Origin of the sequence: Pandoraea captiosa (genome assembly GCF_902459775.1) — a bacterium.
Classification (GTDB): domain Bacteria; phylum Pseudomonadota; class Gammaproteobacteria; order Burkholderiales; family Burkholderiaceae; genus Pandoraea; species Pandoraea captiosa.
Window position 1 is genome coordinate 97840 of the sequence record NZ_CABPSQ010000010.1, and the last position, 26522, is coordinate 124361.

General features: G+C 64.6%; 29 protein-coding genes and 1 riboswitch. Of the genes, 25 read left to right on the forward strand and 4 right to left on the reverse strand.

All coding sequences use genetic code 11. The features are described from left to right. Nucleotides 1–4: 4 nt before the first annotated feature. Nucleotides 5–829, forward strand: a complete 825-nt coding sequence (locus PCA31118_RS21070) for an NAD-dependent epimerase/dehydratase family protein (RefSeq protein WP_150626974.1) — start codon at nucleotides 5–7, stop codon at nucleotides 827–829. Then, on the forward strand, nucleotides 826–1767 hold the full coding sequence (locus tag PCA31118_RS21075; RefSeq protein WP_150626975.1) for an SMP-30/gluconolactonase/LRE family protein: 942 nt from the start codon (nucleotides 826–828) through the stop codon (nucleotides 1765–1767). Before PCA31118_RS21070 ends, PCA31118_RS21075 begins: the two co-directional genes overlap by 4 nt. 208 nt (nucleotides 1768–1975) lie before the next feature. Here PCA31118_RS21075 and PCA31118_RS21080 read toward each other — a convergent pair whose 3' ends face one another. The 3 genes from PCA31118_RS21080 to PCA31118_RS21090 all read right to left on the reverse strand — a co-directional run bounded on the left by PCA31118_RS21080 (nucleotide 1976) and on the right by PCA31118_RS21090 (nucleotide 6153). Beyond that, nucleotides 1976–3235: an MFS transporter gene (locus tag PCA31118_RS21080; protein WP_150626976.1), complete on the reverse strand. Its 1260-nt coding sequence runs from the start codon at nucleotides 3233–3235 to the stop codon at nucleotides 1976–1978. Between the two features lie 141 nt (nucleotides 3236–3376). Beyond that, complete coding sequence (locus PCA31118_RS21085) at nucleotides 3377–4156, reverse strand: SDR family NAD(P)-dependent oxidoreductase (RefSeq protein ID WP_150627031.1); 780 nt, start codon at nucleotides 4154–4156, stop codon at nucleotides 3377–3379. 203 nt (nucleotides 4157–4359) lie between these two features. Beyond that, complete coding sequence (locus PCA31118_RS21090) at nucleotides 4360–6153, reverse strand: ABC transporter ATP-binding protein/permease (RefSeq protein WP_150626977.1); 1794 nt, start codon at nucleotides 6151–6153, stop codon at nucleotides 4360–4362. Between the two features lie 231 nt (nucleotides 6154–6384). Then, a riboswitch (TPP riboswitch) is annotated at nucleotides 6385–6504 on the forward strand. Between the two features lie 133 nt (nucleotides 6505–6637). Between PCA31118_RS21090 and PCA31118_RS21095 the strand changes: the two genes are divergently transcribed. The 4 genes from PCA31118_RS21095 (at nucleotide 6638) to PCA31118_RS21110 (ending at nucleotide 10207) form a co-directional block, all read left to right on the forward strand. After that, nucleotides 6638–7771: an FAD-dependent oxidoreductase gene (locus PCA31118_RS21095; protein ID WP_150626978.1), complete on the forward strand. Its 1134-nt coding sequence runs from the start codon at nucleotides 6638–6640 to the stop codon at nucleotides 7769–7771. A 16-nt stretch (nucleotides 7772–7787) separates the two neighbouring features. Continuing rightward, entirely contained in the window at nucleotides 7788–7985 is a 198-nt protein-coding gene (gene thiS / locus PCA31118_RS21100) for a sulfur carrier protein ThiS (protein ID WP_150626979.1), read from the forward strand. A gap of 1 nt (nucleotide 7986) precedes the next feature. After that, nucleotides 7987–8832, forward strand: a complete 846-nt coding sequence (locus PCA31118_RS21105) for a thiazole synthase (RefSeq protein ID WP_425495389.1) — start codon at nucleotides 7987–7989, stop codon at nucleotides 8830–8832. 181 nt (nucleotides 8833–9013) lie between these two features. Beyond that, nucleotides 9014–10207 (forward strand): thiamine phosphate synthase, encoded by a 1194-nt coding sequence (locus PCA31118_RS21110; RefSeq protein ID WP_150626980.1) that lies wholly within the window; start codon nucleotides 9014–9016, stop codon nucleotides 10205–10207. Between the two features lie 49 nt (nucleotides 10208–10256). Here the strand turns inward: PCA31118_RS21110 and PCA31118_RS21115 are convergent, their stop codons facing one another. Beyond that, on the reverse strand, nucleotides 10257–10793 hold the full coding sequence (locus PCA31118_RS21115; protein ID WP_150626981.1) for a GNAT family N-acetyltransferase: 537 nt from the start codon (nucleotides 10791–10793) through the stop codon (nucleotides 10257–10259). A gap of 347 nt (nucleotides 10794–11140) precedes the next feature. Here PCA31118_RS21115 and PCA31118_RS21120 point away from each other — a divergent pair, with 347 nt between their 5' ends. From PCA31118_RS21120 to hisF, 19 genes are all read left to right on the forward strand, one after another. Beyond that, nucleotides 11141–11953 (forward strand): ABC transporter ATP-binding protein, encoded by an 813-nt coding sequence (locus PCA31118_RS21120; protein ID WP_044458574.1) that lies wholly within the window; start codon nucleotides 11141–11143, stop codon nucleotides 11951–11953. Continuing rightward, nucleotides 11950–12717, forward strand: coding sequence for a lipid asymmetry maintenance ABC transporter permease subunit MlaE (gene mlaE, locus PCA31118_RS21125; RefSeq protein WP_150626982.1), 768 nt, complete (start codon nucleotides 11950–11952; stop codon nucleotides 12715–12717). Before PCA31118_RS21120 ends, mlaE begins: the two co-directional genes overlap by 4 nt. Before the next feature lie 53 nt (nucleotides 12718–12770). Beyond that, nucleotides 12771–13322 (forward strand): outer membrane lipid asymmetry maintenance protein MlaD, encoded by a 552-nt coding sequence (mlaD, locus tag PCA31118_RS21130; protein WP_150626983.1) that lies wholly within the window; start codon nucleotides 12771–12773, stop codon nucleotides 13320–13322. Between the two features lie 5 nt (nucleotides 13323–13327). After that, complete coding sequence (locus PCA31118_RS21135) at nucleotides 13328–14257, forward strand: MlaA family lipoprotein (protein ID WP_150626984.1); 930 nt, start codon at nucleotides 13328–13330, stop codon at nucleotides 14255–14257. Between the two features lie 261 nt (nucleotides 14258–14518). Beyond that, nucleotides 14519–15139, forward strand: coding sequence for an MlaC/ttg2D family ABC transporter substrate-binding protein (locus PCA31118_RS21140; RefSeq protein ID WP_044457293.1), 621 nt, complete (start codon nucleotides 14519–14521; stop codon nucleotides 15137–15139). A gap of 4 nt (nucleotides 15140–15143) precedes the next feature. Next, nucleotides 15144–15401: an STAS domain-containing protein gene (locus tag PCA31118_RS21145; protein ID WP_044457292.1), complete on the forward strand. Its 258-nt coding sequence runs from the start codon at nucleotides 15144–15146 to the stop codon at nucleotides 15399–15401. 313 nt (nucleotides 15402–15714) lie between these two features. Beyond that, on the forward strand, nucleotides 15715–16641 hold the full coding sequence (locus PCA31118_RS21150; protein ID WP_150626985.1) for an ABC transporter ATP-binding protein: 927 nt from the start codon (nucleotides 15715–15717) through the stop codon (nucleotides 16639–16641). Further along, nucleotides 16638–17393 (forward strand): ABC transporter permease, encoded by a 756-nt coding sequence (locus PCA31118_RS21155; protein WP_150626986.1) that lies wholly within the window; start codon nucleotides 16638–16640, stop codon nucleotides 17391–17393. The genes PCA31118_RS21150 and PCA31118_RS21155 overlap by 4 nt, the downstream gene beginning before the upstream one ends. An 18-nt stretch (nucleotides 17394–17411) precedes the next feature. Beyond that, nucleotides 17412–17651: a BolA family protein gene (locus PCA31118_RS21160; protein WP_044457291.1), complete on the forward strand. Its 240-nt coding sequence runs from the start codon at nucleotides 17412–17414 to the stop codon at nucleotides 17649–17651. Continuing rightward, on the forward strand, nucleotides 17648–18991 hold the full coding sequence (gene murA / locus PCA31118_RS21165; RefSeq protein WP_150626987.1) for a UDP-N-acetylglucosamine 1-carboxyvinyltransferase: 1344 nt from the start codon (nucleotides 17648–17650) through the stop codon (nucleotides 18989–18991). Before PCA31118_RS21160 ends, murA begins: the two co-directional genes overlap by 4 nt. After that, on the forward strand, nucleotides 18988–19677 hold the full coding sequence (hisG, locus tag PCA31118_RS21170; RefSeq protein WP_044457289.1) for an ATP phosphoribosyltransferase: 690 nt from the start codon (nucleotides 18988–18990) through the stop codon (nucleotides 19675–19677). Before murA ends, hisG begins: the two co-directional genes overlap by 4 nt. Continuing rightward, entirely contained in the window at nucleotides 19674–20996 is a 1323-nt protein-coding gene (gene hisD, locus PCA31118_RS21175) for a histidinol dehydrogenase (protein WP_150626988.1), read from the forward strand. The genes hisG and hisD overlap by 4 nt, the downstream gene beginning before the upstream one ends. A 220-nt stretch (nucleotides 20997–21216) precedes the next feature. Then, on the forward strand, nucleotides 21217–21648 hold the full coding sequence (locus PCA31118_RS21180) for a hypothetical protein (protein WP_150626989.1): 432 nt from the start codon (nucleotides 21217–21219) through the stop codon (nucleotides 21646–21648). A gap of 17 nt (nucleotides 21649–21665) precedes the next feature. Further along, entirely contained in the window at nucleotides 21666–22730 is a 1065-nt protein-coding gene (hisC, locus tag PCA31118_RS21185) for a histidinol-phosphate transaminase (RefSeq protein ID WP_150626990.1), read from the forward strand. 27 nt (nucleotides 22731–22757) lie between these two features. Then, nucleotides 22758–23345, forward strand: a complete 588-nt coding sequence (hisB, locus tag PCA31118_RS21190; RefSeq protein WP_047906164.1) for an imidazoleglycerol-phosphate dehydratase HisB — start codon at nucleotides 22758–22760, stop codon at nucleotides 23343–23345. Between the two features lie 159 nt (nucleotides 23346–23504). Continuing rightward, nucleotides 23505–24131 (forward strand): MarC family protein, encoded by a 627-nt coding sequence (locus tag PCA31118_RS21195; protein ID WP_150626991.1) that lies wholly within the window; start codon nucleotides 23505–23507, stop codon nucleotides 24129–24131. Then, the gene (gene hisH, locus PCA31118_RS21200) at nucleotides 24128–24769 is read left to right on the forward strand and encodes an imidazole glycerol phosphate synthase subunit HisH (protein WP_150626992.1); all 642 of its coding nucleotides are present in this window, start codon (nucleotides 24128–24130) and stop codon (nucleotides 24767–24769) included. Before PCA31118_RS21195 ends, hisH begins: the two co-directional genes overlap by 4 nt. A 191-nt stretch (nucleotides 24770–24960) precedes the next feature. Further along, nucleotides 24961–25710 carry a 1-(5-phosphoribosyl)-5-[(5-phosphoribosylamino)methylideneamino]imidazole-4-carboxamide isomerase gene (hisA, locus tag PCA31118_RS21205; protein ID WP_044457282.1) on the forward strand — a complete coding sequence of 250 codons (750 nt, stop codon included), beginning with the start codon at nucleotides 24961–24963 and terminating at the stop codon, nucleotides 25708–25710. Between the two features lie 38 nt (nucleotides 25711–25748). Further along, nucleotides 25749–26522: an imidazole glycerol phosphate synthase subunit HisF gene (hisF, locus tag PCA31118_RS21210; protein ID WP_044457281.1), complete on the forward strand. Its 774-nt coding sequence runs from the start codon at nucleotides 25749–25751 to the stop codon at nucleotides 26520–26522.

Consider the following 26522-nt stretch of genomic DNA (forward strand, 5'->3'; position numbering starts at 1 on the left):
TCTTATGAGTCAGACTTCCGGCAAACCCTTCCGTCGCCTTTTGCTCACCGGCGCCGCAGGCAATCTTGGCAAGCAGCTGCGGGGCAAGCTCGCGGATTGGGCGGACATTGTGCGCGTGAGCGATATCGTGCCGATCACCGACGCCGCGCCGCATGAAGAAGCCATGCAGGTCGATCTCGCCGATCGTGCTGCCGTGCACGCCCTGCTCGAAGGTGTCGATGCCCTGGTGCACCTCGGGGGCGTATCCGTCGAAGCCCCGTTTGACGATATCCTGCAAGCGAACATCCTCGGTCTGTACAACGTGTACAGCGCCGCGCAAAAGCAGGGGGTGAAGCGTATCGTCTACGCCAGCTCGAACCACGCGGTGGGCTTCCATCCCGTGACGGAGGTGCTCGACGTCGACGCACCTCATCGCCCGGACGGCATGTACGGCATTTCCAAGTGCTTCGGCGAAGACCTCTCGCGTTACTACTTCGATCGCTTCGGTCTGGAGACGGTGTGTCTGCGCATCGGCTCGTCGTTCGAGCAACCGAAGAATCCGCGCATGATGGTGACGTATCTGAGCTATCGCGATTTCGTCGAACTCGTGCGCTGTTCGCTGTTCACGAATCGTGTCGGCCACGCGATTGTTTATGGCGTGTCCAACAACCCGACGTTGTGGGTCGACAACACCAAAGCGGCATTCCTCGGCTTCCGGCCGCAAGACAGCTCGGCCGAATTCGCCGACCTGTTCCCGCCGAAGGCGCCGGATCCGCAGATGGACGACTGGACGCAACGCTTTCAGGGTGGCCCGTTCGTGCTGCTTGGGCCGATGGAGCCGAAGGCATGAGCGGAGCGAGCGTGCCGAGCGTGTCGGTGGAGCGGCTCGAACCCTCTCGCGAGGCGCCGCACGCTGTGGGGGAAAGCCCGCTGTGGCGTGCCGACGAACAGGCGCTTTACTGGGTCGATATTCCCGCACGGCAGTTGCATCGGGTGACGCCTGCCGACGGCGAGCATCGTCAGTGGACGTTTCCCGAGCAGCTCGCCTGCTTCTCGTTCGATGCCTCGGGCACACTGCTCGCCGCGTGCGAGACGGGGCTGTTCGCGGTGCGCCTGGGTGCGCCCGGTGAGGTGCGCGCCGAGCACTGGACGCGTTTGGCCGCGCCGGTGTTCCCCGCGTCGGGCATGCGCTTCAACGATGGTCGCTGCGACCGCCAGGGTCGGTTCTGGGCGGGCACGATGGTCGCCGACATGTCGCTCGCGAGCAACGCCGGCTCGCTCTTCCGTTTCGACGAAACGCGACAGCTGTCCGCGCCGCTCGTCGACGGGCTCGTGACACAAAACGGTCTGGGTTTCTCGCCGGACAGCCGCACCCTGTATCTGAGCGACTCGCACCCGACGGTGCGCCGGGTCTGGGCCTTTGACTTCGACGCGCAGCAAGGCACGATCGGCAATCGGCGTCTTTTCGTCGACATGAATCAATATCCCGGGCGTCCCGATGGCGCAGCGGTCGATGCGGACGGGTGCTACTGGACGTGCGCCAACGACGGCGGCCGTCTGCTGCGCTTTACCCCGGCGGGTGTGCTCGATCGCGAGATCGTGTTGCCGGCGTCGAAACCGTCGATGTGCGCATTCGGAGGCCGCGACTTCGACACGTTGTTCGTCACGTCGATTCGCCCGGGCGCGAATGCAAACGAGCACGACGGTCATGTGTTCGCCGTTCGGTGTGGCGTGCAGGGATTGCCGGAAGCGCCCTATGCAGGGACGCTGCCGGTAGCAGGTGTGTAGGCGGGGGTATGAAGGTCGCGACGCCGTAGCATCACTTAGGCAGCACTTAGGCAGCACTTAGGCAGCACATAAGCGGCGCGCACTGAAGCGGTTCCGGATGGCTGGCTTACACAAAGGCTATCCGGTGAGGCGGCGGGACGTCGGATCGATCGTGGTGTTCGATCCGGCGTCCCGTTTTGCCGTATGGGCGTTCGGTTCGTACGTGATATCAGTGCACGAAGTCCGTGGTGACGAGCGACTTGCCACGCGTCTCCGGCAGTAGCAGCGCGCACACGACAACCAGCAGATAGCCGCCTCCCGCCACCATGCCGATCGCTTTCACGAGCGACCCGGTTTGCGCGAGCGTGCCGACGGCGATCGGGAAGAACGAGCCGATGCCGCGCCCGAGGTTGTAGCAGAAGCCCTGCCCCGAGCCGCGAATATGGTTCGGATACAGCTCTGTCAGATACGCGCCGATGCCCGCGAAAATGCCTTGCACGACGATGCCCAGCGGGAAGCCGAGCAACAGCATGGCGCTATCGGTAATCGGCAGCATGGTGTAGACCATGCCGAGCACGAACGAGGCGACGGCGAAGAAGATGAACGCGCCACGGCGACCGAGCTTGTCGGAGAGCATCGCGCCGACGATGTAGCCGACGAACGAGCCGACGATCAGCACGATCAGATAAGCGCTGGTGTTGAACACCGACAGCCCGCGCACCGTTTTCAGATACGTCGGCAACCATGTGGTGATGGCGTAATAGCCGCCCAGCATGCCGGTGCACAGCAGGCTGCCGAGAATCGTCGTCTTCAGATGATCGCGCGAGAAGATTTGCGTGAAGTTGCCCTGCAACTGGCCTTCGGCGATCTTGCGGCGCGTTTGCGTGAAAATTTCCGGATCCGACACGTTGCGACGCACATAGATGATCCAGACGGCCGGCAGAATGCCGATCCAGAAGCATGCACGCCACGCGTAGCCTTCATCGAGTACGGCGAAGAAGAACCAGTACAACAACGCCGCTGCCGCCCAGCCGACGGACCAGCTGCTTTGCACCGTGCCGACCGCCTTCGCGCGATGCTGCGGCGAACGGATCATCTCGCCCATCATCATGGTGACGACGGTCCACTCGCCGCCGAAGCCAATCCCCTGCAACGTGCGCGTGATCAGCAGTTGCCAGAACGAGTTCGTGAAGCCCGAGAGGAACGTGAACAGGCAGAACGTGGCGATGGTCCATTGCAGCACACGCACGCGACCGAAGCGGTCCGCGAGAATGCCGGCGAGCCACCCGCCGATCGCCGACGAGATCAGCGAACTGGTCGCGATCATGCCGGCTTCACTCTTGCTCATGCCCCAGGCGGCAATGAGTGTGGGGATGAGAAACGAATAAATCATGAAGTCGAACGCATCGACGGCGTAGCCGCCGAAGCCCGCATACAGGGCCTTGCGCTCCTTCGTGTTGAGTTCGTTGAACCAGGAAAAAAATGCCATGAAGACTCCTCGGTGGATCGTGTGCTTGTCGTTATGTGTGCGACGTGTGGTTCTTGTCATTCAATGCATGGCATCGATGCTTGAGTCCACGTCTGACTCGGGAATTCGGGCAATGCGCGAATCGGGAAGGCGCCGGGCACGTCACAGCGTCAGTCCGCCGTCGACATGAATGACCTGGCCCGTGATCTGCCGGGCGTGCGGGCCGAGCAGAAACACCGCCAGCGCGGCGATGTCGTCCGGCTCGCACAGACGGCCGGTGGGCGTGGCGTCGGCGGCACGCTGCCACGCGCCCGGGTCGATGGCGGAATGACCGCTGTCCTTGCGGGTGTAGCCGGGCGCCACGCAGTTGATCGTCACGCCCGAGCGCGCATATTCGGCGGCGGCGCTTTTGGCCAGGGCTTCGATCGCCGCTTTCGCGGCAGCCGTGGCGGGAAACCCCGGCTGGTTCGCAGCGAAGCGATGCGCGACGAACGAGCTCACGGCAACGACGCTGCCGTGCGACGAGCGTTGCAGGTCGGGCAGCGCGCAGCGCAGCAGTGCGGCGAACGCGCCGGGCATGGCGGCGAGCGTGCGCGCGAAGGCCTCGTCGTCGATGTCGGCCACGCGCTGGCGCGTGGCGAATCCCGCGTTGCTCACGAACTGATCGATAGGGCCGAAGGCGTCGCGCGCGACGTCGACAAGTCGCGCAGCGGCGCTCGTGTCCGTCAGGTCGCCAAACCATGTGGCGCACTGTGCGCCGAAGCTCTCGCACGCGTGACGCACCTCGGCCAGCCGTGCCTGACTGGCGTCCGACGCGCCGCGGGTGTGCAGCAGCAAGCGGGTATCGGGGGATGCCAGCCGACGGGCGATGGCGGCGCCGATGCCGGAAGCGGCGCCGGTGACGACGATGGTGCGTCCGGGGCGTTGCGCTGCGGGTTGCAGGGGCGCCGACTGGGTGGACGAGGAGGTTGGGGTGGTCACGATGGGCCCGGGTAGCGCATAGGGGTGCTCGTGATTATGCCAAACGCCCTGCGCGCCGGACCAGAGGCGTCAATATTATTTATGAAGTGAACGAATCGGGGCGTGAGAATACGGCTCCCCCGCGCCACCCCGTGCCGCCCCGAGGTGCGACGCAGCGCCGGGCGCTACACCGCCCCCGCCATCGGCGAGGGTTGCACATTGGCCGTCGCGGGCAACGTCATGGTGTGCTGATGAAAACGTCCGAGCGTGTCGCGATGCGCCACACTGATGATGGCGGTGCCCGGCAACCGGGCGTGCAGTGCTTCGTATACGGCTTCTTCGGTTTCGACGTCGAGCGCGCTGGTCGCTTCGTCGAGGAACAGATAGTCCGGTTTTTGCAGCAACGCGCGCGCTGCCGCCAGACGCTGTTGTTCGCCGCCGGACAAACGCCGCGCCCAATGCGCGGAAGTTTGCAGTTCGTCGCCATATTGCGCGAGACCCACGGCGCCCAATGCGTCGCGGCACGCTGCGTCGGTGAAGGTATCGGGCGAGGAGGGGAAAGCGAGCGCGGCCTTGAGCGTATCGATGGGCAGATAGCTTTGCTGCGAGAGAAACAGCACGCTTGCGTTGGCGGGGACTTCGATGCGGCCGCTGCCAAACGGCCACAGTCCGGCGAGCGCGCGAAGCATGGTGCTCTTGCCGCAGCCCGAGCGTCCGCGCACGAGCCAGCGCGAGCCGGGGGCAAACGCGAACGACCCGGCGAGCGCGAGCGGCGTGCCATTGGGTAACGACAGTTGCAGATCCGCTGCCATGTAGGCGGGGGTGTCGGGCGACTTGACGACGGCGATGCCGCCCTCGTGGGGGACGTCCTCGATGACACGCGTGAATTCGCGCAGACGGTTGACGGTCGCCTTCCAGTCGGCCAGCGTCTGGAAGCTGTTCACGAACCAGGAAAAGCCGTCGCTCACCTGCCCGAAGGCGTCGATGATTCGCATCAACACGCCCAGGGTGAAAGCGCCTGCGAAGTAGCGCGGGGCGGCGGCCATGATCGGGAAGACGATGGCGATCTGCGCGTAAATCGAATTGGCGAAGATCAGGCGCTTGGTCACCACCATGATTTGCCACCAGTTCTCGCGCACCGCGCCGAACGCCGCTTTCAGGCGCGAGAGCTCCGCGCCTTCGCCGCGATAGAGCGCGACTTGCTCGGCCGACTCGCGCAATCGCACCAGCAGGAAGCGGAAGTCGGCTTCCACCTGCTGCTGCCGATAACTCAGACCGACGAGCGGGCGGCCGACCTTGAAGATGAAGAATGAACCCACGATGGCGTACAGCGCCGCGACCCAGACCATGTAGCCCGGAATCGTGATGTTCATGCCGCCGAGTGCGAACGACAACGCGCCCGAGATCGTCCAGAGAATGGTGATGAACGAGAACAGCGAGACCAGTGTCGTCAACAGGTCGAGCGAGAGCGCGAGTGACGAATTGACGAGCGAGCGAATGTCTTCGGAGACACGCTGGTCCGGGTTGTCGGCGAGGTGATCGCGCTCGATCCGGTAATACGCCTGATGCGCGAACCACCGGGTCAGGTTGGTGTCGGTGACCCACTGACGCCAGCGGATTTCGAGCATCTGGCGAAAGTACGTGCGAAACGTCGCGATGATGATGAAGCTGAACGCCAGCACCGCGAACTCGGCGAGCGAGGACTTGAAGACGGGCCAGTCGCGTTTGTCGAGCGCGTCGTAGAAACCGGCGTTCCAGGCATTCAGGCGCACGTTGATGAACACGACCGCAAGGTTCAGCGCGATCACGAGGGCGAGCAGGCGTCGGCCTTCCCAGCGCTTCTCCGACACCCAGTACGGTCGGATCAGTTGCCAGGCGCTCGGATGCTTCGGTGGCCTCGGTGACCTTGGCGGGAGGGCGGCACTGTCGTCAGCCGGACCGGCGGCGGGCGGGGTGGGGGACTTCGGCGTGAGGGCCATGATCGTCGGGCGGCGTGGCCGCAGTGGAGCTACGTTTTTTGTTGATTCATTGGACCGCAGTTCCCGATGGTGCGTTGCACGATTTCGGCCCTCAGGCGCATGCCTTGGGGATTTTCAGTTTACGTCCCGTTACAAGGCCCGGGAGATTCGTCAAAAAACGAGACGCGACGAGCGTGCAACCGGCCGGGAAGCCAGCTTGCACGGGCGTCGGCATCTATGTTGTAATGGCTTCGGGCGAAACAGGGGTGCTCCGTAATCGGCGTAGTCACGTCATAAAGATCGCGGGGCTGAGAGAGACCCTTTGCACCCGACCCGGGTAATACCGGCGTGGGAAGTTTCCGACTCCTCCAGTGGGGTAAGGTGTTCAACACCGTTTCGTCCTTTTGCTTTCATGAGGAAAGGACCCCATGCGTTGCCTTCCGCGACATCCCTCGAATACTTCTGAACGCCTGCGCGCCGTCATGGCTTGCGCGGGTGCGTGCGTATGAGCGCGACGCCTTCGCCTGTCGCCTCCCGGGCGGACGTCGCCGTGCTGGGCGGCGGGCTGTCCGGCCGTCTGCTCGCATGGCAACTGATTCGCGCCGGGGCGCGTGTGGCGCTGTATGAGCGCGGCGACGCCGACGGCTCGTCTGCTGCGGGCTGGGTGGCCGCCGCCATGCTCGCGCCGCTGGCCGAGGCGGCCGTGGCCGAGCCGAGCATCGTCGAGATGGGCGCCGTGGGCCTGGAGCGCTGGCCCGGTCTGATCGACGGTCTTCCCGAACACGTGTTTTTCCAACGTAACGGCACGCTGGTCGTGTGGCATCAGCCCGACCGTGCCGAAGCCGTCATGTTCGACCGCCGGATGCGCGCCAATGCGCCGCCGGCGTTGCTGCGCGGCGGCGTCGAGCGAATTGCCGGTGCGCAGCTCGGCGACGTCGAACCGGCGCTCGCCGGGCGTTTTCAGGAAGGATGGCTGCTGCCGAACGAGGGGCAACTGGATAACCGTCAGCTGCTGCGCGCATTGGCGGCCGGGCTCGCGAAGGCGGGGGCGGAACTGCACTGGCATACCGAAATCGCCGAGGGACAGTATCCGGACGCCGGTCTCGTGATCGACTGCCGCGGGTTGGGCGCGCGCGAGGCGCTCACGCGGTTGCGCGGCGTGCGTGGCGAAGTGGTGCGGATTCACGCGCCGGGCATCGGGCTGCGTCGGCCGGTGCGGTTGCTGCATCCGCGCTATCCGATCTACATCGCGCCCAAGGAAAACGATCTCTACGTGATCGGCGCGACCGAACTGGAGTCGGAAGACATGTCGCCGATGACGGTGCGCTCGGCGCTCGAACTGCTCTCGGCGGCGCACTCGCTGAACCCGGCGTTCGGCGAAGCGCGCATCGTCGAATTGAACGTCAACTGTCGTCCGGCGCTGCCCGACCATCTGCCACGCGTGCAATGGGACGGCGCACGGCTGATGCGCGTGAACGGGCTGTACCGTCACGGGTACCTGCTTGCACCGGCGGTCACGGGCGAAGCTTGCGCGCTGGCACAGGCATTGATGCAAACGACGGGCGCAACACGGGATGCGTTCGACTGGGAGACATGGCGAGCGAGCCGGCCCTGGCCGGATCTGTTCCGTCAGGCATGAGAGGAAGCGGTACGCGATGGACATTCATATCAATCAACAGACACTGAACGTGGCCGAGACGGCGACGTTGGCCGAGGCGCTTGCCGCCTACGGGGCCAAGCCGCCGTTCGCGGCGGCGATCAACGGGCAGTTCGTGCCCAAGACGCAATACGCTGCGCGTACGCTCGCGCAGGGCGACAAGATCGATGTCGTGCAACCGGTGGCCGGAGGCTGAAATGAACGCATTCACCGAATCGAACAACGTGGCCGCGAGCAGCACGCGCGACGCGCTGACGCTCTACGACACCCGTTTCGGCAGCCGTTTCCTGCTGGGCACGGCGCGGTATCCGTCGCTGCAAGCGCTCAACGACTCGATCGATGCGGCGCGTCCCGGCATGGTGACGGTGGCATTGCGCCGCCAGTTGTCGGGCGCCGGGGCGCAGGCGTCCGAGGGCCACTTCTGGGAGACGTTGCGCCGCCTGGCGGTGCCGGTGCTGCCCAACACGGCGGGCTGCCATTCGGTGCAGGAAGCGGTGACGACCGCGCAAATGGCGCGCGAAGTCTTCGAGACCGACTGGATCAAGCTCGAACTGATCGGCGACGACTACACGCTTCAGCCCGATCCGTTCGGCCTGGTGACGGCCGCCGAGCAACTGATTCGCGACGGCTTCAAGGTGTTGCCGTACTGCACGGAAGACCTGGTGCTGTGCCGCCGACTGCTGGACGTGGGCTGTCAGGCGCTCATGCCGTGGGGCGCACCGATCGGCACCGGCAAGGGCGTGATCAACCCTTACGGCCTGCGTCTGCTGCGCGATCGCCTGCCGGACACCCCGCTGATCGTCGACGCTGGCCTGGGATTGCCGTCGCATGCGTGCCAGGTGATGGAGTGGGGCTACGACGGCGTGCTGCTCAATACGGCCGTCGCACTCGCTGCACAACCGGTGGAGATGGCCGGTGCGTTTGCCGGGGCGATCCGGGCTGGCCGGGCCGCGTGGCTTGCGGGGCCGATGGCCGCGCGTGAGAGCGCGCAGGCCAGTACGCCGGTGGTTGGCGTGCCGTTCTGGCATCAGACGGGCGCATGAGCGCATAGACACCCGGCGCGGACCCCGGCCGCCCGATTGCGTGCATGGCAATCGGGGCAAATGGAACAAACGGGGCAAACAGGGCAAACAGGGCAATCCGGACAGAGCGGGCTAGCTCGCTCGCCGACTTATCAAGGCGTGCGCGTACAGGGTCGCGCCGCCGGTTCAACGAGGAATCTTCATGACGACGCACGCCGGTGCCGTGGGGCTCTCGCACGTCCAATGCGTGCCCGCAGACGAGCCGCTTGCCAACGCATGGCGGCACGCGGCCGACGAGATCCGTGCGCGGCTTGCGCCGTGGCCCACAGCCCCGGGCACGCCGACATGGCGGCTACATGCCAGAACGCCGGGCGCTGCGGCCAAGGGCGATATCGTCTGGTTGCCGCTGGTACCCGAGCACGGTCTGGGCACGGCGATGTCGGTGCAACGCGATGCGTGGCGCGCGAGCGGCGCCGTAGTCCTTTGTACCGCCGCCACGGCGCAGGGGCACGTGCAAGACACGCTCTACACGAGCGAAGGCGTCTACCGTATTGCGGGTGTGGACGATCCCGCCTTCATTCCTGCGTTTGCCGCGTTCCTCGACTGTGGGTTCGAACCGCACGACGCGCTTGTGCTGGCCCGCGCGTGGCGCACCGACGGCAGCCATGCCCGCGCGCAGGACATCGGCACGCTGGGCGCGTGGCCGACTGTGCTCGAAACGTTCCCCGTCGTGCTGGGACAGGTACCGTCGCCGGGACCGTTCGCGGCGTGCCCCGCACGGCTCGGTCTCTACCCGGTGCTGCCCAGCGCCGAGTGGTGCGAGCGCATGGCGGATCTTCAGGTCGGCACCGTGCAATTGCGCATCAAGGACCCCGCGCATCCGAGCTTGAGGTCCGAGATCGAACGAACGGTCGCAGCGGGCCGCCGGGTCACGCACGACAGTGCGTGGTTCATCAACGACCATTGGCGCGAAGCGATCGCGGCGGGGGCGTACGGCGTGCATCTGGGGCAGGAAGACATGGCGGCGCTCTCGGCTGACGAGGTGGCGGCGCTGCACGCCAGCGGCGTGCGACTGGGCATCAGTACGCACGGCTATTACGAAATTCTCGCGGCGCATCACTTCCGTCCGAGCTACCTGGCGGTGGGGGCGGTGTTCCCCACGACGACCAAGGTGATCGCCACGGCGCCGCAAGGTCTCGCGAAGCTCGCGCGTTACGTGAAGCTCATTGCGCCTCACTACCCGCTCGTGGCGATCGGCGGCATCGACGCGGCCAATTTGTCGCAGGTGCTCGATACCGGCGTGAGGTGCACGGCGGTCGTGCGCGCGGTGACCGAAGCCGCCGACGTGGCGGCGGCAGTCCAGGGCATGCAGCGCGAGTTCGCGCGGCGGGCTTGATAGGGCTTGATGGGGCTTGATGGGGTGGTTGGATGCGGCGAGTGGGCGATTACAACGTGCGTGTCATGAACACCGCACCGTTGCCGTATCCAGCGAGCTTCGCAGCGATCTGCGGGGAGACGTCCAACGCTGCCGTGTAGCCGAAGCGCGCCCAGAACCCTTGCGATTGCTGCACGGCAACGAGCGCAGACGCGGACAATCCGAGCGTCTGTGCGGCCGTGAGTGCCGCCGCGTAAAGGCGGCCGGCAACGCCGGCGCCGCGCGTGCGGGGCGCGAGCGCCATGTCATGAACGTACCAGCAGTCCGGCGCGTCGGGCAGCGAGTGGAGGACGGTGTCGAGCGGCGGTGGCGCGGCCAGATGCCATGGGTGGGTAAACAGATAGCCCGCCAGATAGCCCGCTCCCGCTCCCACTTCCACTTCCGCTAGGCAGGCCTCGTGGTCCGGCGCCTGCGCGTCCACCGCGACCCAGCACGTGGACGGTGACAGCGTCAGGCGCGAGGCAAGCGTCGCTTCCGATTCGAGCATGACCTCTCCGTAGGCTTGTGCCTGCACGTCCAATACGTGGGGAAGGTCGCCGAATCGCATCGGACGAATCCGAAAGTCGGGCCGAGGGGACGGCAGCGAAAAAATGGGGTGCGAAGGGGTTGGGCTGGGAGACGACATCCCGGTCAATGGTGTCAGACAGAAAACGCCATATTGTAGCAACGGCGCAACAACGACGCCCCGCAGCCTGGGGATAAGTCCTTGCCCGCGTTAGGTTTTTGCATCGTTGCAGCCTTTGGAACGCGGTCGCGCGAAGGCGCACAAGGCCTGTAAAATCCCGCCGGGCTGCGTCGCTCCTTGCTTTCGCCGACCTTGCTTGGACGGCATCGATTGACAAACCCCCCTATAATTGGCGTTTTGCGCCGCACTATAAGACCCGAAACGTGCCTATCCCGAACCCGGAAAATTTGCTCGAATTGCGCGACGTCAGCTTCGGTTATGGCGAACGTCTGGTGCTTTCCGGGTTAAATATGCGGTTTCCCCGCGGCAAGGTCATTGCCGTCATGGGGGGCTCGGGCTGCGGCAAAACCACGGTGCTGCGCCTGATCGGCGGCCTCGTGCATGCGAGTCGCGGGCAAGTGGATTTCGACGGCACCGACGTCTCGACGCTCGATCGCGACGGCTGGTACCGGCTGCGTCGTCGCATGGGCATGCTGTTCCAGTTCGGCGCGCTCTTCACCGACATGACGGTGTTCGACAATGTGGCGTTTCCGTTGCGCGAACACACCCGTCTCGACGAAGACCTGATTCGCGATCTCGTGCTCATGAAGCTCAATGCCGTCGGCCTGCGCGGTGCACGCGACATGAAGCCGGCCGAGATTTCGGGCGGTATGGCGCGCCGGGTGGCGCTTGCGCGCACCATTGCGCTGGACCCGGACCTCGTCATGTACGACGAGCCGTTTACCGGCCTCGATCCGATTTCGATGGGCATTACCGCCAACCTGATTCGCAAGCTCAATGATGCGTTGGGCGCCACGTCGATCATCGTGTCGCACGATGTGGCCGAGACGTTCGCCATTGCCGACTACATCTATTTCATCAGCGAAGGCCGTATCGCCGCCGAGGGTTCGCCCGAGGCGCTGCGGGCGTCGAACGACCCCACCGTGCGTCAGTTCATCGACGCCCAGCCGGACGGTCCCGTGAAATTCCAGTACCCCGCGCCGCCGCTCGCGGACGACTTCGGCATCGGAGCGCGTGCATGATTACGACCCTCGGCAGTTTCGTTCGCGGTCACGTCGAGCGCCTGGGCTACGGCGCCCGCATGTTCTGGCGCATGCTTTTGTCGAGCAGCGCATTGCTGCGTCGTCCGCGCCTGGTGACCGATCAGATTCATTTCGTCGGTAACTATTCGTTCGTCATCATTGCCGTCTCGGGGCTGTTCGTGGGCTTCGTGCTCGGGCTGCAAGGCTATTACACGCTCAACAAGTACGGCTCGGAGCAGGCGCTCGGCCTGCTCGTGGCGCTCTCGCTGGTGCGCGAACTGGGCCCGGTGGTGACGGCACTGCTGTTTGCGGGGCGCGCGGGCACGTCGCTCACCGCCGAGATCGGGTTGATGAAGGCCGGCGAGCAGCTGACCGCCATGGAAATGATGGCGATCGACCCGATCGCGCGCGTGGTCGCACCGCGATTCTGGGCGGGGGTGATCGCCATGCCGATCCTTGCGGCGATCTTCTCGGCCGTGGGCATTTTCGGGGGGTACCTCGTCGGCGTGCAGCTCATTGGCGTAGATTCAGGCGCGTTCTGGTCGCAGATGCAAGGCGGCGTGGACGTGTGGTCCGACGTCGCAAACGGCGTCGTCAAGAGCATCGTGTTCGGCATTGCCGTCACATTCATCGCGCTGTATCAGGGCTTCGAGGCACAACCGACGCCGGAAGGCGTGTCGCGTGCCACGACGCGGACCGTCGTGCAGGCGTCGCTGGCCGTTCTCGGTCTCGACTTCCTGCTCACGGCCCTCATGTTCAGCTAACGGGCCGGCTCGCCTGCCAAGACATAGACAGACAGTTTGCGCACACTGACACAATGAAAAAACACCCCCTCGACTTCTGGGTTGGCCTGTTCGTGGTCCTCGGCTTCGCAGCGCTGCTGTTCCTCGCGCTCAAGGCGGGCAACATGAGTTCGCTGTCGTTCTCGAGCACGTATCCGGTCACGGTGCGATTCGACAATATCGGCGGCCTGAAGCCGCGCGCGGCGGTCAAGAGTGCCGGCGTGGTCGTGGGTCGGGTGTCGTCGATCAAGTTCGACGACAAGCGTTATCTGGCCGACGTCACGCTCAACATCGATTCGCAATATCAGTTCCCGAAGGACTCGTCGGCGAAGATCCTGACGTCCGGTCTGCTCGGGGAGCAATACATCGGGCTCGAACCCGGTGGCGACGATCAGATGCTCAAGGGCGGTGATACGATCACGCTCACGCAATCTGCCATCGTGCTGGAAAACCTGATTGGCCAGTTCCTGTACAACAAGGCGGCAGATGCCGGTGGCGCCCAGTCGGGCGGCGCATCGGCTGCACCGGCGGCAGCACCTGCTGCGGCGCCGGCGCCCGGGGCGGCAACGGTAACCCAAGGAAAATAAGAGAAATGACCACCTTCCGTACTTCGGCGGTGTTGGCCGCCGGCGCGTTGGCCCTGGCAGGATGCGCGACCGTCACGAACCCCAATCCTGCGGACCCCGTCGAAGGTTTCAACCGTTCGATGTACAAGTTCAACGACACGCTCGACAAGGCCGTGCTCGTGCCGGTCGCGAAGGGTTACCGCTTCACGGTGCCGGAACCGGCGCGTGACATGGTCACGAACTTCTTCTCGAACGTGGGCGACGTGTACAACTTCGCCAATAACCTGCTTCAGCTCGAAATCACGGCGGCTGTGCAGGATCTGATGCGTCTGACGATCAACACGGTGTTCGGTGTCGGCGGTCTGGTCGACTTCGCCACGCCGGCCGGTCTGCCCAAGCACAGCCAGGATTTCGGCGTGACGCTGGGCAAGTGGGGCGTGCCCGACGGTCCGTACCTCGTGCTGCCGTTGCTCGGCCCGAGCACGGTGCGTGACACCGTCGGCATGGCGGGCAACATGTTCATCGACCCGACGTCGTACATCAAGCCCGACTGGGTGAGCTACTCGCTGTACGGCGTGCGTCTGGTGAATACGCGAGCCAACCTGCTCGACGCCTCGAACCTGCTCGAAGCCGCCGCGCTCGATCCGTATTCGTTCACGCGCGATGCCTATCTGGCGCGCCGCAAGTACCTGATCAACGGCGGGGCATCGAACAACGCGTCGCTGCCGAATTACGAAGACGAAGACGGCGCCGCGGGCGCGGCTGCCGGGGCAGCGGGGGCAGCGGGTGCAGCGGGTGCTGCCGCAGGTGGCACGAGCGGGCAGCCGATGCCGGCCAGGCCTGCTTCGGGCGCGAGTGCACCGGCGCCCGCCTCGGGTGCGCAAGGTGAAGAAGCACCGCAAGGCTCGCCCGTGCCGGGCAAGATGGTGCCGGGCGGACTGCCGTTCCGTCGCTGATTCCCGTTTGATCGTTTGGTCGAGGTGGTTCGGCGTCGATTGCAATGCCGATTGCAAGGCGCCACGCGCCGGATCACCACAACGACGGAGTGCCCCGCCAGTCGAGGCAAAGTCGGCAGCGATTTCGGGACCCACCCGTGACAAGCGGGAGGCATCCCGGGCAACAGTTTGTTACACGACGCTGCCGTCATTCCGAGAACTCAAGACGCGACGCGGGTATCCAAACCCGCAACACTCGTCACCCGAAAGAGGAAGTCCACAATGAAGAAGTTCTGGCTCATTCCCGTCATGGCTTTCATGACGTATACCGCCGCCGGGTCGGCAATGGCGCAGGCGCAGTCTCCCGACGCCCTCGTCAAGCAGACCGTGACCGAAGTGATGGCTGCCGCCAAGAGCGATCCGAACATCCAGAAGGGTGATCTGAACAGCATTACGCGTCTGGTCGAACAGAAGATCCTGCCGCACGCCGATTTCACGAAGACCACGCAACTGGCGACCGGCGCCGCATGGCGCAAGGCGACGCCTGAGCAGCAAAAGCAATTGACCGAACAGTTCAAGACGCTGCTGCTTCGCACGTACGCAGGCGCCATCGCGCAGATTCGCGATCAGCAGGTCAATTACAAGCCGTATCGCGGCCAGCCGGGCGACACCGACGCTGTGGTGTACACGGACGTCATCAACAACGGTCAGCCGATCGAACTCGACTACCGTCTGTACAAGACGTCGAGCGGCGAATGGAAGCTGTACGACCTGAACGTGCTGGGGGCATGGCTGGTTCAGACGTATCGCAATCAGTTCTCGGAAAAGGTCAATCAATCGGGCGTCGAAGGCCTGATCCAGTTCCTGACCGAGCGCAACAAGCAACTCGCGGGCGGCAAGTAAGTCCATGCTTGCGTTGCAGACCGACCTGACTCACGACACTGCCGGCGACGTCCTCGCGCAGGCCATCGATCGCATCGACGCGGGCGAGACCCAGATCGATTGCGCCGGGCTCACGCATTTCGACTCGTCGGCACTCGCCGTGCTGCTGGCCCTGCGCCGACACGCGAGTCGGCGTGGTGCGACGTTGGCATTCACTAACCTGCCAAGCGGCCTGGCCAGTCTTGCGCTGGTGTACGGCGTCGACCATCTGCTCTCGAGCTGATTCGACTGGCCGGACTGCCGCCCGAAGAAGCGCCGTCTCCGAACGGCGCTTTTTTTATGCCCGGGCCGGCAGACCGGTGACGCGCTCCATGCAGGCCATGCCTTACCGGGTGACGAGGCCTGATTCGGGGCCAGATACGGTGCCGTACACAGGGCGTAAGCACGGCCGCTATCGGCTTCCTTTATAATCAGGGGTTTTCTGCCGACTTTTGGGCAGTGACCCCCCGCCGGGCTCCGACGCTGTCATCATGGCGGCTACCGCGATCCGGAAAACACAATAATGGCGTACCCGCCAAGACGGGTGCGTGCAGTCCATGGCCGCCATCGAAATCCGTAACGTCAAAAAACGCTATCAGGCGTTGCAGGCGCTCAAAGGCGTCAGCTTCTCGATCGAAGAAGGTGAATTCTTCGGTCTGCTCGGCCCCAACGGTGCCGGCAAGACGACGCTGATCAGCATTCTCGCGGGCCTCGCGCGTGCCGATTCGGGCAACATCAGCGTGCTCGGACACGACGTGGTGCGCGATTACCGTAACGCTCGCCGCAAGCTCGGCGTGGTGCCGCAAGAGCTCGTCTTCGATCCGTTCTTTTCAGTACGTGAAACGCTGCGTATTCAATCCGGCTATTTCGGACTGACGCGCAACGACGACTGGATCGACGAAGTGATGGCTAACCTCGACCTGACCGACAAGGCGGATGCGAACATGCGTCAGCTCTCGGGCGGCATGAAGCGACGCGTGCTCGTGGCGCAGGCGCTCGTCCACCGCCCGCCGGTCATCGTCCTCGACGAGCCGACCGCGGGCGTCGACGTCGAATTGCGCCAGACGTTGTGGAAGTTCATCTCGCGCCTGAATCGCGAAGGTCACACGATTGTGCTGACCACCCACTATCTGGAAGAAGCCGAAACGCTTTGCGACCGTATCGCCATGCTCAAGCGCGGCGAAGTCGTGGCGCTCGAGCGTACCGCGTCGCTATTGCAGCGTTTCGCAGGCACGCGCCTCGTGCTGCGCTTCCGGCAGGGGACGCTCCCGGCTGAACTGCGCCCGCTGCTGGTCGACGGCCAGGACACCGGCGGCCATCAGTTCGCGCTGCGTCTGTCGGGCTGCGACGAAGTGGAATCCATTCTCGCCACGTGCCGTGCGGCCGGTGGCATCGTCGAGGACATCGACATTCAGAAGGCCGATCTCGAGGACGTATTCGTGCAGATCATGTCGGGTTCGCGTGCGCAGGAGGTGGCAGCATGATCGGCTTTCGCACGCTGTTCTACAAGGAAGTGCTGCGTTTCTGGAAGGTGAGCTTCCAGACCGTGGCGGCGCCGGTGCTCACCGCGCTGCTGTATCTGATGATCTTCGGCCACGTGCTCGAAGACCGCGTGAAGGTCTACGACCAGATCAACTACACCTCCTTCCTGGTGCCCGGGCTGGTCATGATGAGCGTGTTGCAAAATGCGTTCGCCAACAGTTCGTCGTCGCTGATCCAGTCGAAGATCACGGGCAACCTCGTGTTCGTGCTGCTGCCGCCGCTCTCGCACTGGGAGATGTATGGCGCCTACGTACTCGCGGCGGTCGTGCGTGGGTTGTGCGTCGGTCTCGGTGTCTTCCTCGTGACGGTCGCGTTCACGCATCTGACGTTCGCCGCGCCGTTGTGGATCATTGGCTTCGCATTTTTCGGCGCGGCCATTCTCGGCACGCTGGGGTTGATTGCCGGTATCTGGGCCGAGAAATTCGATCAGCTCGCGGCGTTCCAGAACTTCCTCATCATGCCCGCAACGTTCCTCGCAGGCGTGTTTTACTCGATTCAATCGCTGCCGCCGTTGTGGCAGGCTGTCTCGCATTTCAATCCGTTCTTCTACATGATCGACGGATTCCGGTACGGCTTCTTCGGCGTGTCCGACGTGGCCCCGACGACGAGTCTCGCCGTTGTCGGCGCGACCTTTCTGATACTCGCATCCGTGGCGCTGAACATGCTGCGCCGTGGTTACAAACTGCGTCACTGAACATCTCCAGGATCAGCAATGCTGCCTACCCCCGAACAAATCAAACAGTACATCGAAGCCGGTCTGGCTTGCGAGCACGTGGCCGTCGAAGGTGATGGCCAGCACTTCTTCGCGACCATCGTGAGCGCGCAGTTCGAAGGCAAGCGCCTCATCGCGCGCCATCAACTCGTGTACGGCGCGCTGGGCGATCGCATGAAGGCCGAAATCCACGCGCTTTCGATGAAGACGCTCACGCCGGCGGAGTATCAGGCGCAATGAGGATTACGCAAGAAAGCGCCGGCGCAGCCGGCAATGGTAGCGAGGTCGCTGCCGGTGAGCGCGTGGCCGCGGACCACCTGGAAATCGAAGGCGGCGAGCGGCTGGCAGGAGAGATCACGGTCTCGGGCGCGAAGAACGCGGCCCTGCCCATTCTGTGCGCAAGCCTGTTGACGGCTGAGCCGCTGGTGCTGGGTAACGTTCCGGATCTGCACGACGTGCGCACCATGCTCACGTTGCTCGCGCGCATGGGCGTGAAGGTCGAGCGTCATGGCGAATCGGTCACGCTGGACGCGTCGCAGATTGCAGAGCCCGCCGCGCCGTATGAACTGGTGAAGACCATGCGGGCGTCCATTCTGGTGCTCGGCCCGCTGCTTGCCCGTTGCGGCGAAGCGCGTGTGTCGCTGCCCGGCGGTTGCGCCATCGGTGCGCGCCCCGTGGACCAGCACATCAAGGGCCTGCAAAAGATGGGCGCCGAGATCACGCTCACGCACGGCGACATCGTTGCACGCGCGTCGCGCCTGCGCGGCGAGACACTCGTCACCGACATGATCACGGTCACGGGCACGGAAAACCTGCTCATGGCGGCAACGCTCGCCGACGGCGTGACCGTGCTGGCCAACGCGGCGCGTGAACCGGAAGTGACCGATCTGGCGAACCTGCTCGTGAAGATGGGCGCAAAGATCGACGGCATCGGCACCGATCGTCTCGTGGTGACCGGCGTAGCCCGCTTGCATGGTGCAACGCACGACGTCGTGCCCGATCGCATCGAAGCCGGCACGTTCCTTTGTGCGGCAGTGGCCACGCGCGGCGACATTACGCTGCGTCGCGTCGTACCCGGCACCCTCGACGCCGTGATCGAGAAGCTGCGCGAAACCGGCGCGACGGTGAGCGGCGGCGCGGACTGGCTGCGTGTGCAGATGGACCGGCGCGCGCAGGCGGTCAGTTTCCGCACGTCGGAGTATCCGGCGTTCCCGACCGACATGCAGGCCCAGTTCATGGCGCTGAACTGCATCGCCGAGGGCGCATCGCAGGTTGTCGAGACGATCTTCGAGAACCGCTTCATGCACGTGCAGGAATTAGTGCGTCTGGGCGCGAATATCGGCATCGAAGGCAACACGGCGCGGATTGCGGGCGTGGATCGCCTGTCCGGCGCGCACGTAATGGCCACGGACCTGCGCGCCTCCGCCAGTCTGATCGTCGCGGGATTGACGGCCGAAGGCCGTACCCTTGTCGACCGTATTCATCACCTCGATCGCGGCTATCATCGTATCGAGGCCAAGCTGTGCGCCGTGGGCGCGCGAATCCGGCGTGTGCAAGCGCGCCAGGGAGAGATTGCATGAGTTCCGCCAAGTCGGCTACGTCGGCCAAGCCACTCGCCCAGCCGTTGACGCTGGCGCTCTCGAAAGGGCGTATCTTTACGGAGACGCTGCCGTTGCTGGCCGCCGCCGGTATCGAAGTCACGGAAGATCCGGAGACCTCGCGCAAGCTGATCCTGCCCACGACCGATCCGAACCTGCGCGTGATCATCGTGCGCGCAACGGACGTGCCGACGTATGTGCAGTACGGCGCCGCGGACTTCGGCGTGGCCGGCAAGGACGTGCTCATCGAGCACGGCGGTGGCGGTCTGTATCAGCCGATCGATTTGAACATTGCCCGTTGCCGCATGTCTGTGGCTGTACCGAACGGCTTCGATTATGCGAACGCGGTACGTCAGGGGGCGCGCCTGCGCGTGGCGACCAAGTATGTGCACGTGGCGCGTGAGCACTTTGCGGCCAAGGGCGTGCACGTCGACCTGATCAAGCTGTACGGCTCGATGGAGCTGGGCCCGCTCGTGGGTCTGGCCGACGCGATTGTCGACCTGGTGAGTACCGGCGGCACGCTGCGGGCCAACAATCTGGTGGAAGTGGAGGAGATCATGGATATCTCGTCCCGCCTCGTGATCAACCAGGCTGCGCTCAAGTTGAAGCGTGAGTCTTTGCAGCCTATTCTGGATGCCTTCGAGCAGGCGTCCCGGCAAACAGCATGAAACTCGATATTCGCAAACTCGATTCGACCGCCGACGGCTTCGCGACGCAGTTGCGCGATGTCCTCGCGTTCGAGGCGAGCGAAGACGCCGCCATCGACCGTGCGGCCGCTGAAATCCTCGCCGATGTGAAGACGCGCGGGGACGCCGCCGTCATCGAATACACCAACAAGTTCGATCGCCTGAGCGCGCCCGACATGGCCGCGCTGGAGTTGTCCGCCGACGTGCTGGCCGCCGCGCTCGAAGGTCTCGAGCCGAAGCGTCGCGCCGCCCTGGAAGCGGCGGCCGCCCGCGTGCGCGCCTATCACGAGAAGCAACGCATCGAATGCGGCAGCCATAGCTGGCAGTACACGGAGTCGGACGGCACGGTACTGGGCCAGAAGGTCACGCCGCTCGATCGAGTGGGCATTTACGTGCCGGGCGGCAAAGCGGCGTATCCGTCGTCGGTACTGATGAACGCGATTCCGGCGCGCGTGGCTGGCGTCAAGGAAATCGTCATGGTCGTGCCCACGCCGGACGGTGTGCAGAACCCGCTGGTGCTCGCCGCTGCGCATATCGCGGGCGTGGACCGCGTGTTTACCATCGGCGGAGCACAGGCTGTGGGCGCCCTGGCATACGGCACGCAAACGGTGCCGGCCGTCGACAAGATCGTCGGTCCGGGCAATGCGTTCGTGGCGGCGGCCAAGCGCCGCGTGTTCGGTACCGTGGGCATCGACATGATCGCCGGCCCGTCGGAAATTCTCGTGATTTGCGACGGTACGACGGACCCCGACTGGGTCGCGATGGACCTGTTCTCCCAGGCCGAGCACGACGAACTCGCGCAATCGATTCTGTTGTGCCCGGACGCCGAGTACATCGCTCGCGTGTATGCGTCGCTGGAGCGTCAGATCGACGACATGCCGCGCCGGGACGTGATCGCCGCGTCGCTGCAAGGCCGTGGCGCGCTGATCAAGGTGCGGGATATGGCGGAAGCCTGCGAGATCGCCAACGTGATCGCGCCCGAGCACCTCGAAATTTCGGCCGAGACGCCGCAGCAATGGGGCGACAAGATTCGCCACGCCGGTGCGATTTTCCTCGGCAAGTTCACGAGCGAGAGCCTCGGCGATTACTGCGCCGGTCCGAACCATGTGCTGCCGACGTCGCGCACGGCACGTTTCTCGTCGCCGCTGGGCGTGTACGACTTCATCAAGCGTTCGAGCCTCATCGAAGTGAGCGAGGGCGGTGCCCGCATGCTCGGCGAGATCGCTGCCGAACTGGCGTACGGCGAAGGCCTGCAAGCGCACGCGCGCAGTGCCGAATACCGTCTGCATCACGAGTCCTGACATGCGCGACGACGCCCTGCGGCCCGCGTATTGTCAAACGACGCCGGCCACTGTCCGGCGTCGGCTCCGCGCAAACGCTTTTCCCGCCTTACTGTCGCTGCCAGCCCGCCTCATGCGGGCTGTGCCTGCGCTTGTGCCTGCGTCTGCATCTGTGCCCGCGACTGTGCCTTCGTCCGCGCTCACGGCTCTCCCCTCGCGCCCGTCGTTCCTGGCGCCGCTCTTGCGCGGCGCCATCCTGTTCGGCCTCGGGCTGACGGCGAGCGCAGCGGTCCACGCAGCGGGCACAGAGTGCCAGCACGCCACGTTCGAAGGGGCGTCCGTCCAGAAGATGACGGTATGTGTGCGGCGTCAGGCGTTCGACAACGACGTGTACGTGCTACGTCTGAACGGCAAGACTGCGCTGCGCGGCACCGACGATGAAGTCGCGCGCGGCGTGTTCGGTCGCGTGGGCAACCGGCTCGTCGCCATGCGCTGCGAGGCCGATGAGTCGCCTGCCCGGGTGAGCCCGGCGGTGGCGCAAGCCCTGTCGTGGCAAACGGGGGTGCGCGTGCAGCGCATTACCGACGCGCTCGGCAGCGTGGAGACCGGCCGTCGTTGCGCCGTCAAGATCGACGGGGCGGACGCGGGCCTGCTGACATTCGCCTTCAACTGATTTTTCTTCCTATCGCCATGTCCGTCGACCAAGTGATTCGCCCCGATGTGCTTGCCATGAGCACCTATCCCGTGCCCGATGCCAGCGGCTTCCTGAAGCTCGACGCCATGGAGAACCCCTACGGCCTGCCGGATGCATTGCGCACCGCGTTGGGGCAGCGTCTGGCCGACGTGGCGCTCAACCGTTACCCGGCGCCGCGCCCGCAGGCGTTGCTCGAAAAGCTCGCCCGAACGATGGGCGTGCCTGCCGGGGCCAGGTTGTTGCTGGGTAACGGCTCGGACGAGATCATCAGCATGATTGCCATGGCGACGGCTCGCCCTGGCGCGGCGGTCATCGCCCCGATGCCGGGCTTCGTGATGTACGAAATGTCGTCGCGCTTCGCGGGAATCGAGTTCGTCGGTGTGCCGCTGCGTGCCGATTTCTCGCTGGACATGCCGGCCATGCTCAATGCCATTGCGGCGCATCCGGGGGCGGTCGTCTATCTGGCGTATCCGAACAATCCGACGGGTAACCTGTTTGCCGACGAGGATATCGAGACGCTCGTGCGCGCAGCGGGCAAGGGGCTGGTGGTGATCGACGAGGCGTACCAGCCGTTCGCCGGCAGGACATGGATGCCGCGTCTGCCCGAGTTTCCGAACCTGCTTGTCATGCGTACGGTCTCGAAGCTCGGTCTGGCGGGCATCCGGCTGGGGTATGTGGCCGGCGCGGCCGAGTGGCTCGACCAGCTCGACAAGGTTCGTCCGCCCTACAACGTCAACGTGCTGACGCAGGCATGCGCCGAGTTCATGCTCGATCACCTCGACGTGCTCGACGCCCAGGCGGCCGAGCTGCGGGCCGAGCGCTCGCGGCTGGCGGCCGCCGTGGCGGCGCTTCCCGGGGTGACGGTGTTCCCGAGCGACGCGAATTTCCTGCTCGTTCGCGTGCCGGATGCCGACAAAACCCACGCCGGACTGCTCGCGCACAAGGTGTTGATCAAAAACGTGGGTAAAATGCACGTATTGCTGGCCAATTGCCTCAGATTGACGGTCGGCACCCCCACGGAGAATGCGGCGATGGTCCAAGCCCTGGCCGCATCACTCTAACAAGCTATACGACGAGAACTCACCATCATGCGCATTGCGGAAGTCGTTCGCGATACCAGCGAAACGCAAATACGCGTCAAGATCGACCTGGACGGCACCGGCCGTAAGACCCTCGATACCGGCGTGCCGTTTCTGGACCACATGCTCGACCAGATCGCGCGCCATGGTCTCATCGATATGGATATCGAGGCCAAGGGCGATACGTACATCGACGATCACCATACGGTCGAAGATGTCGGTATCACGCTGGGCATGGCGGTGGCCAAGGCCATTGGCGACAAGAAAGGCATCGTGCGTTACGGCCATAGCTATGTGCCCCTCGACGAAGCGCTTTCGCGCGTGGTGATCGACTTCTCGGGTCGTCCCGGTCTCGAATTCCATGTGCCCTTCACGCGCGCGCGCGTGGGCAATTTCGACGTCGACCTGCTCATCGAATTTTTCCGCGGCTTCGTGAATCACGCGGGCGTCACGCTTCATATCGACAACCTGCGCGGCATCAACGCTCACCACCAGTGCGAAACGGTGTTCAAGGCGTTCGGTCGTGCGTTGCGCATGGCGGTCGAGATCGATCCGCGTGCGGCGGGTGTGGTGCCGTCCACGAAGGGCAGCCTGTAAGGGGCTGCGCTTGGCGGACTCGTCCGGTGCGAGCCCGCCCGACGTGGAACGCCAAATAGCTCGAAAAGTTCGAAAAGTTCGAATAGCCCGCCGGACCATGGTCCGGCGCCCCTGCGAAGGATTCATCGACCGGCCGCACGCCGGCGCCGTGTGCCCCTTATGACGCTCGACGCCTTCAAGTTCTTCATCTCGCTGCTGGCCCTGATCAACCCGCTCGGGGCGATCCCGCTGTTCATCAGCCTGACGTCCACGCAGACGCGCGAAGAGAAGCGTCATACGATCAAGGTTGCGGCCATCGCGGTGGCGCTGGTGGTTGCCGGTTCGGGACTGTTCGGTGAAGCCATCATCCGCTTCTTCGGTATCTCGATTGCGTCGCTGGAAGTCGGCGGCGGGGTGATCATGCTGCTCATGGCGGTGAACATGATCAACGCCCAGACCGGCAATACGCGGGCGACGGCGGAAGAGCGTCACGAAGCGGAGGAGCGGCCGAACATTGCCGTGGTGCCGCTGGCGATTCCGCTGCTGACCGGCCCGGGCACGATCAGTACCGTGATCATTTATTCGGGACGCGCCCACGGCTGGGCGCAGATTCTGGCGCTCATGGCGATCGGCGTGGGCGTGGGAGCGGTGTGCTGGGTGGCGCTGCGCAGCGCCAGCCGGATCGAAGGCTGGCTCGGGCGCACGGGCATCAACATCGGCACGCGCCTGATGGGGTTGATCCTCTCGGCGCTGGCCGTGGAATTCATTATCGATGGTTTGAAAATACTGCTGCCGGGTTTGAGATGAATAAGATTGCGATTGTCGACTACGGAATGGGCAACCTGCGCTCGGTCTATCAGGCGCTGCGTGCTGCAGCCCCGGAGGCCGACGTGAGCATCAGCAGCGACGCCGCCGAAATTCGCGCCGCCGACCGCGTGGTGCTGCCGGGGCAGGGCGCAATGCGCGACTGCATGGGCTGCCTGAACGAATCGGGGCTGCGCGAGGCGGTCGTGGAAGCCGCCGCCACCAAGCCGATGTTCGGCGTGTGCGTGGGCGAGCAGATGCTGTTCGACATGTCGGACGAGGGCAACACGCCCGCGCTCGGTTTGCTGCCGGGCCGCGTGGTGCGCTTCGACCTCGAAGGTCAGGTGCAGGACGACGGCTCGCGCTTCAAGGTGCCGCAAATGGGTTGGAACCGCGTGCGTCAGACGCAAGGCAACCACCCGATCTGGGCCGGCGTGTCCGATGACAGCTATTTTTACTTCGTGCACAGCTACTACGTTGTGCCCGCGAAGCCTGAACTGACGGCCGGCGAGACGGTCTACGGTGTGCCCTTTACCTGTGCGGTGGCCCAAGATAATATCTTCGCCACCCAGTTTCACCCGGAAAAGAGCGCCCAGGCCGGCCTTGCGCTTTATCGCAATTTTGCGCAGTGGAAGCCCTGATGAATACCCGTGCGGTGCGCCGTCTCCCGGTTTCCTCCCAGAGCGTGCGCTCCATCACGGCTTATACTGTGTCATGTTGACGAATCCGATCCCGCCATGCCGCTGTCCGGCAAGTCCGGGGTCGGTTTCATGTTGTCCGCGTAATTTGCGAATTCCTTTTACTTCCCACTAGCGACGTTTCACGATTGCCTATGCTGCTCATCCCGGCCATCGACCTTAAAGACGGTCAATGTGTTCGCCTCAAACAAGGCGACATGGATCAAGCCACCGTATTCTCGGAGGACCCCGCCGCCATGGCCCGACACTGGGTCGATCAGGGCGCGCGCCGTCTCCATCTGGTGGACTTGAACGGCGCATTTGCTGGCAAGCCGCGTAACGAAGCGGCCATCCGCGCCATCATTCAGGAAGTCGGCGCCGATATTCCCGTGCAACTGGGCGGCGGCATTCGTGACCTCGGCACCATCGAGCGCTATCTGGATGACGGGCTGTCGTACGTCATCATCGGGACGGCGGCGGTGAAGAACCCGGGTTTCCTGCGCGACGCGTGCAGTGCGTTCGGCGGCCACATCATCGTCGGCCTCGACGCCAAGGACGGCAAAGTCGCCACCGACGGCTGGAGCAAGCTCACCGGCCACGAGGTGGTCGATCTGGCCCGCAAGTTCGAGGATTACGGCGTGGAGTCGATCATCTACACCGACATCGGCCGCGACGGCATGCTCCAGGGCATCAACATCGACGCGACGGTGCGCCTCGCGCAAGCGGTCACCGTGCCGGTGATCGCCAGCGGCGGCCTGTCGAATCTGGGCGATATCGATGCGCTGTGCAAGGTCGAAGGCGAGGGCGTCGAAGGCGTCATCTGCGGCCGTGCCATTTACTCGGGCGACCTGAATTTCTCGGCGGCGCAAACGCGTGCCGACGAGCTTTCCGAAGGAGCGGCATAAGCGAGCTTGCGGCTGCGGCCGCCTCGCGTGCCAACATCATGGCTCTCGCTAAACGCATCATCCCGTGTCTGGACGTGACGGCCGGCCGCGTGGTCAAGGGCGTCAACTTCGTGGAACTTCGCGACGCGGGCGACCCCGTCGAGATCGCCCGTCGCTATGACGAGCAGGGCGCCGACGAACTCACGTTCCTGGACATTACGGCGACCTCCGACGGGCGCGACCTCATTTTGCCGATCATCGAGGCAGTGGCCGCGCAGGTCTTCATTCCGCTGACGGTGGGCGGTGGCGTGCGTGAAGTGGCAGACGTGCGACGTCTGCTCAACGCCGGCGCCGATAAGGTCAGCATGAACTCCTCGGCAGTGGCGAACCCGCAACTGGTGGCCGACGCGGCGGCGAAGTACGGCTCGCAGTGCATTGTCGTGGCGATCGACGCCAAGCGTGTCTCGGCCGACGGCGAAGCGCCGCGCTGGGAAGTCTTCACGCATGGCGGGCGCAAGAACACCGGCCTCGACGCCGTGGCCTGGGCCCGGCAGATCGAAGCGCTGGGGGCGGGCGAAATCCTGCTCACGAGCATGGACCGCGACGGCACGAAGAGCGGGTTCGATCTGGCGCTCACGCGTGCCGTGTCGGACGCCGTAAGCATTCCCGTGATCGCCTCGGGCGGTGTGGGGTCGTTGGCCGATCTGGCCAACGGCGTGACCGAAGGTCATGCGGATGCCGTGCTCGCCGCGAGCATCTTCCACTATGGCGAGCATACGGTCGGCGAAGCGAAGCGCTTCATGGCCGACAAGGGCATTTCCGTCCGTCTTTGA

Coding starts and splice junctions, on each gene's coding strand:
- PCA31118_RS21070 (WP_150626974.1), top strand. CDS start 5: ATGAGTCAGACTTCCGGCAAACCCTTCCGTCGCCTTTTGCTCACCGGC.
- PCA31118_RS21075 (WP_150626975.1), top strand. CDS start 826: ATGAGCGGAGCGAGCGTGCCGAGCGTGTCGGTGGAGCGGCTCGAACCC.
- PCA31118_RS21080 (WP_150626976.1), bottom strand. CDS start 3,235: ATGGCATTTTTTTCCTGGTTCAACGAACTCAACACGAAGGAGCGCAAG.
- PCA31118_RS21090 (WP_150626977.1), bottom strand. CDS start 6,153: ATGGCCCTCACGCCGAAGTCCCCCACCCCGCCCGCCGCCGGTCCGGCT.
- PCA31118_RS21095 (WP_150626978.1), top strand. CDS start 6,638: ATGAGCGCGACGCCTTCGCCTGTCGCCTCCCGGGCGGACGTCGCCGTG.
- thiS (WP_150626979.1), top strand. CDS start 7,788: ATGGACATTCATATCAATCAACAGACACTGAACGTGGCCGAGACGGCG.
- PCA31118_RS21105 (WP_425495389.1), top strand. CDS start 7,987: ATGAACGCATTCACCGAATCGAACAACGTGGCCGCGAGCAGCACGCGC.
- PCA31118_RS21110 (WP_150626980.1), top strand. CDS start 9,014: ATGACGACGCACGCCGGTGCCGTGGGGCTCTCGCACGTCCAATGCGTG.
- PCA31118_RS21115 (WP_150626981.1), bottom strand. CDS start 10,793: ATGCGATTCGGCGACCTTCCCCACGTATTGGACGTGCAGGCACAAGCC.
- mlaE (WP_150626982.1), top strand. CDS start 11,950: ATGATTACGACCCTCGGCAGTTTCGTTCGCGGTCACGTCGAGCGCCTG.
- mlaD (WP_150626983.1), top strand. CDS start 12,771: ATGAAAAAACACCCCCTCGACTTCTGGGTTGGCCTGTTCGTGGTCCTC.
- PCA31118_RS21135 (WP_150626984.1), top strand. CDS start 13,328: ATGACCACCTTCCGTACTTCGGCGGTGTTGGCCGCCGGCGCGTTGGCC.
- PCA31118_RS21140 (WP_044457293.1), top strand. CDS start 14,519: ATGAAGAAGTTCTGGCTCATTCCCGTCATGGCTTTCATGACGTATACC.
- PCA31118_RS21145 (WP_044457292.1), top strand. CDS start 15,144: ATGCTTGCGTTGCAGACCGACCTGACTCACGACACTGCCGGCGACGTC.
- PCA31118_RS21150 (WP_150626985.1), top strand. CDS start 15,715: ATGGCCGCCATCGAAATCCGTAACGTCAAAAAACGCTATCAGGCGTTG.
- PCA31118_RS21155 (WP_150626986.1), top strand. CDS start 16,638: ATGATCGGCTTTCGCACGCTGTTCTACAAGGAAGTGCTGCGTTTCTGG.
- PCA31118_RS21160 (WP_044457291.1), top strand. CDS start 17,412: ATGCTGCCTACCCCCGAACAAATCAAACAGTACATCGAAGCCGGTCTG.
- murA (WP_150626987.1), top strand. CDS start 17,648: ATGAGGATTACGCAAGAAAGCGCCGGCGCAGCCGGCAATGGTAGCGAG.
- hisG (WP_044457289.1), top strand. CDS start 18,988: ATGAGTTCCGCCAAGTCGGCTACGTCGGCCAAGCCACTCGCCCAGCCG.
- hisD (WP_150626988.1), top strand. CDS start 19,674: ATGAAACTCGATATTCGCAAACTCGATTCGACCGCCGACGGCTTCGCG.
- hisC (WP_150626990.1), top strand. CDS start 21,666: ATGTCCGTCGACCAAGTGATTCGCCCCGATGTGCTTGCCATGAGCACC.
- hisB (WP_047906164.1), top strand. CDS start 22,758: ATGCGCATTGCGGAAGTCGTTCGCGATACCAGCGAAACGCAAATACGC.
- PCA31118_RS21195 (WP_150626991.1), top strand. CDS start 23,505: ATGACGCTCGACGCCTTCAAGTTCTTCATCTCGCTGCTGGCCCTGATC.
- hisH (WP_150626992.1), top strand. CDS start 24,128: ATGAATAAGATTGCGATTGTCGACTACGGAATGGGCAACCTGCGCTCG.
- hisA (WP_044457282.1), top strand. CDS start 24,961: ATGCTGCTCATCCCGGCCATCGACCTTAAAGACGGTCAATGTGTTCGC.
- hisF (WP_044457281.1), top strand. CDS start 25,749: ATGGCTCTCGCTAAACGCATCATCCCGTGTCTGGACGTGACGGCCGGC.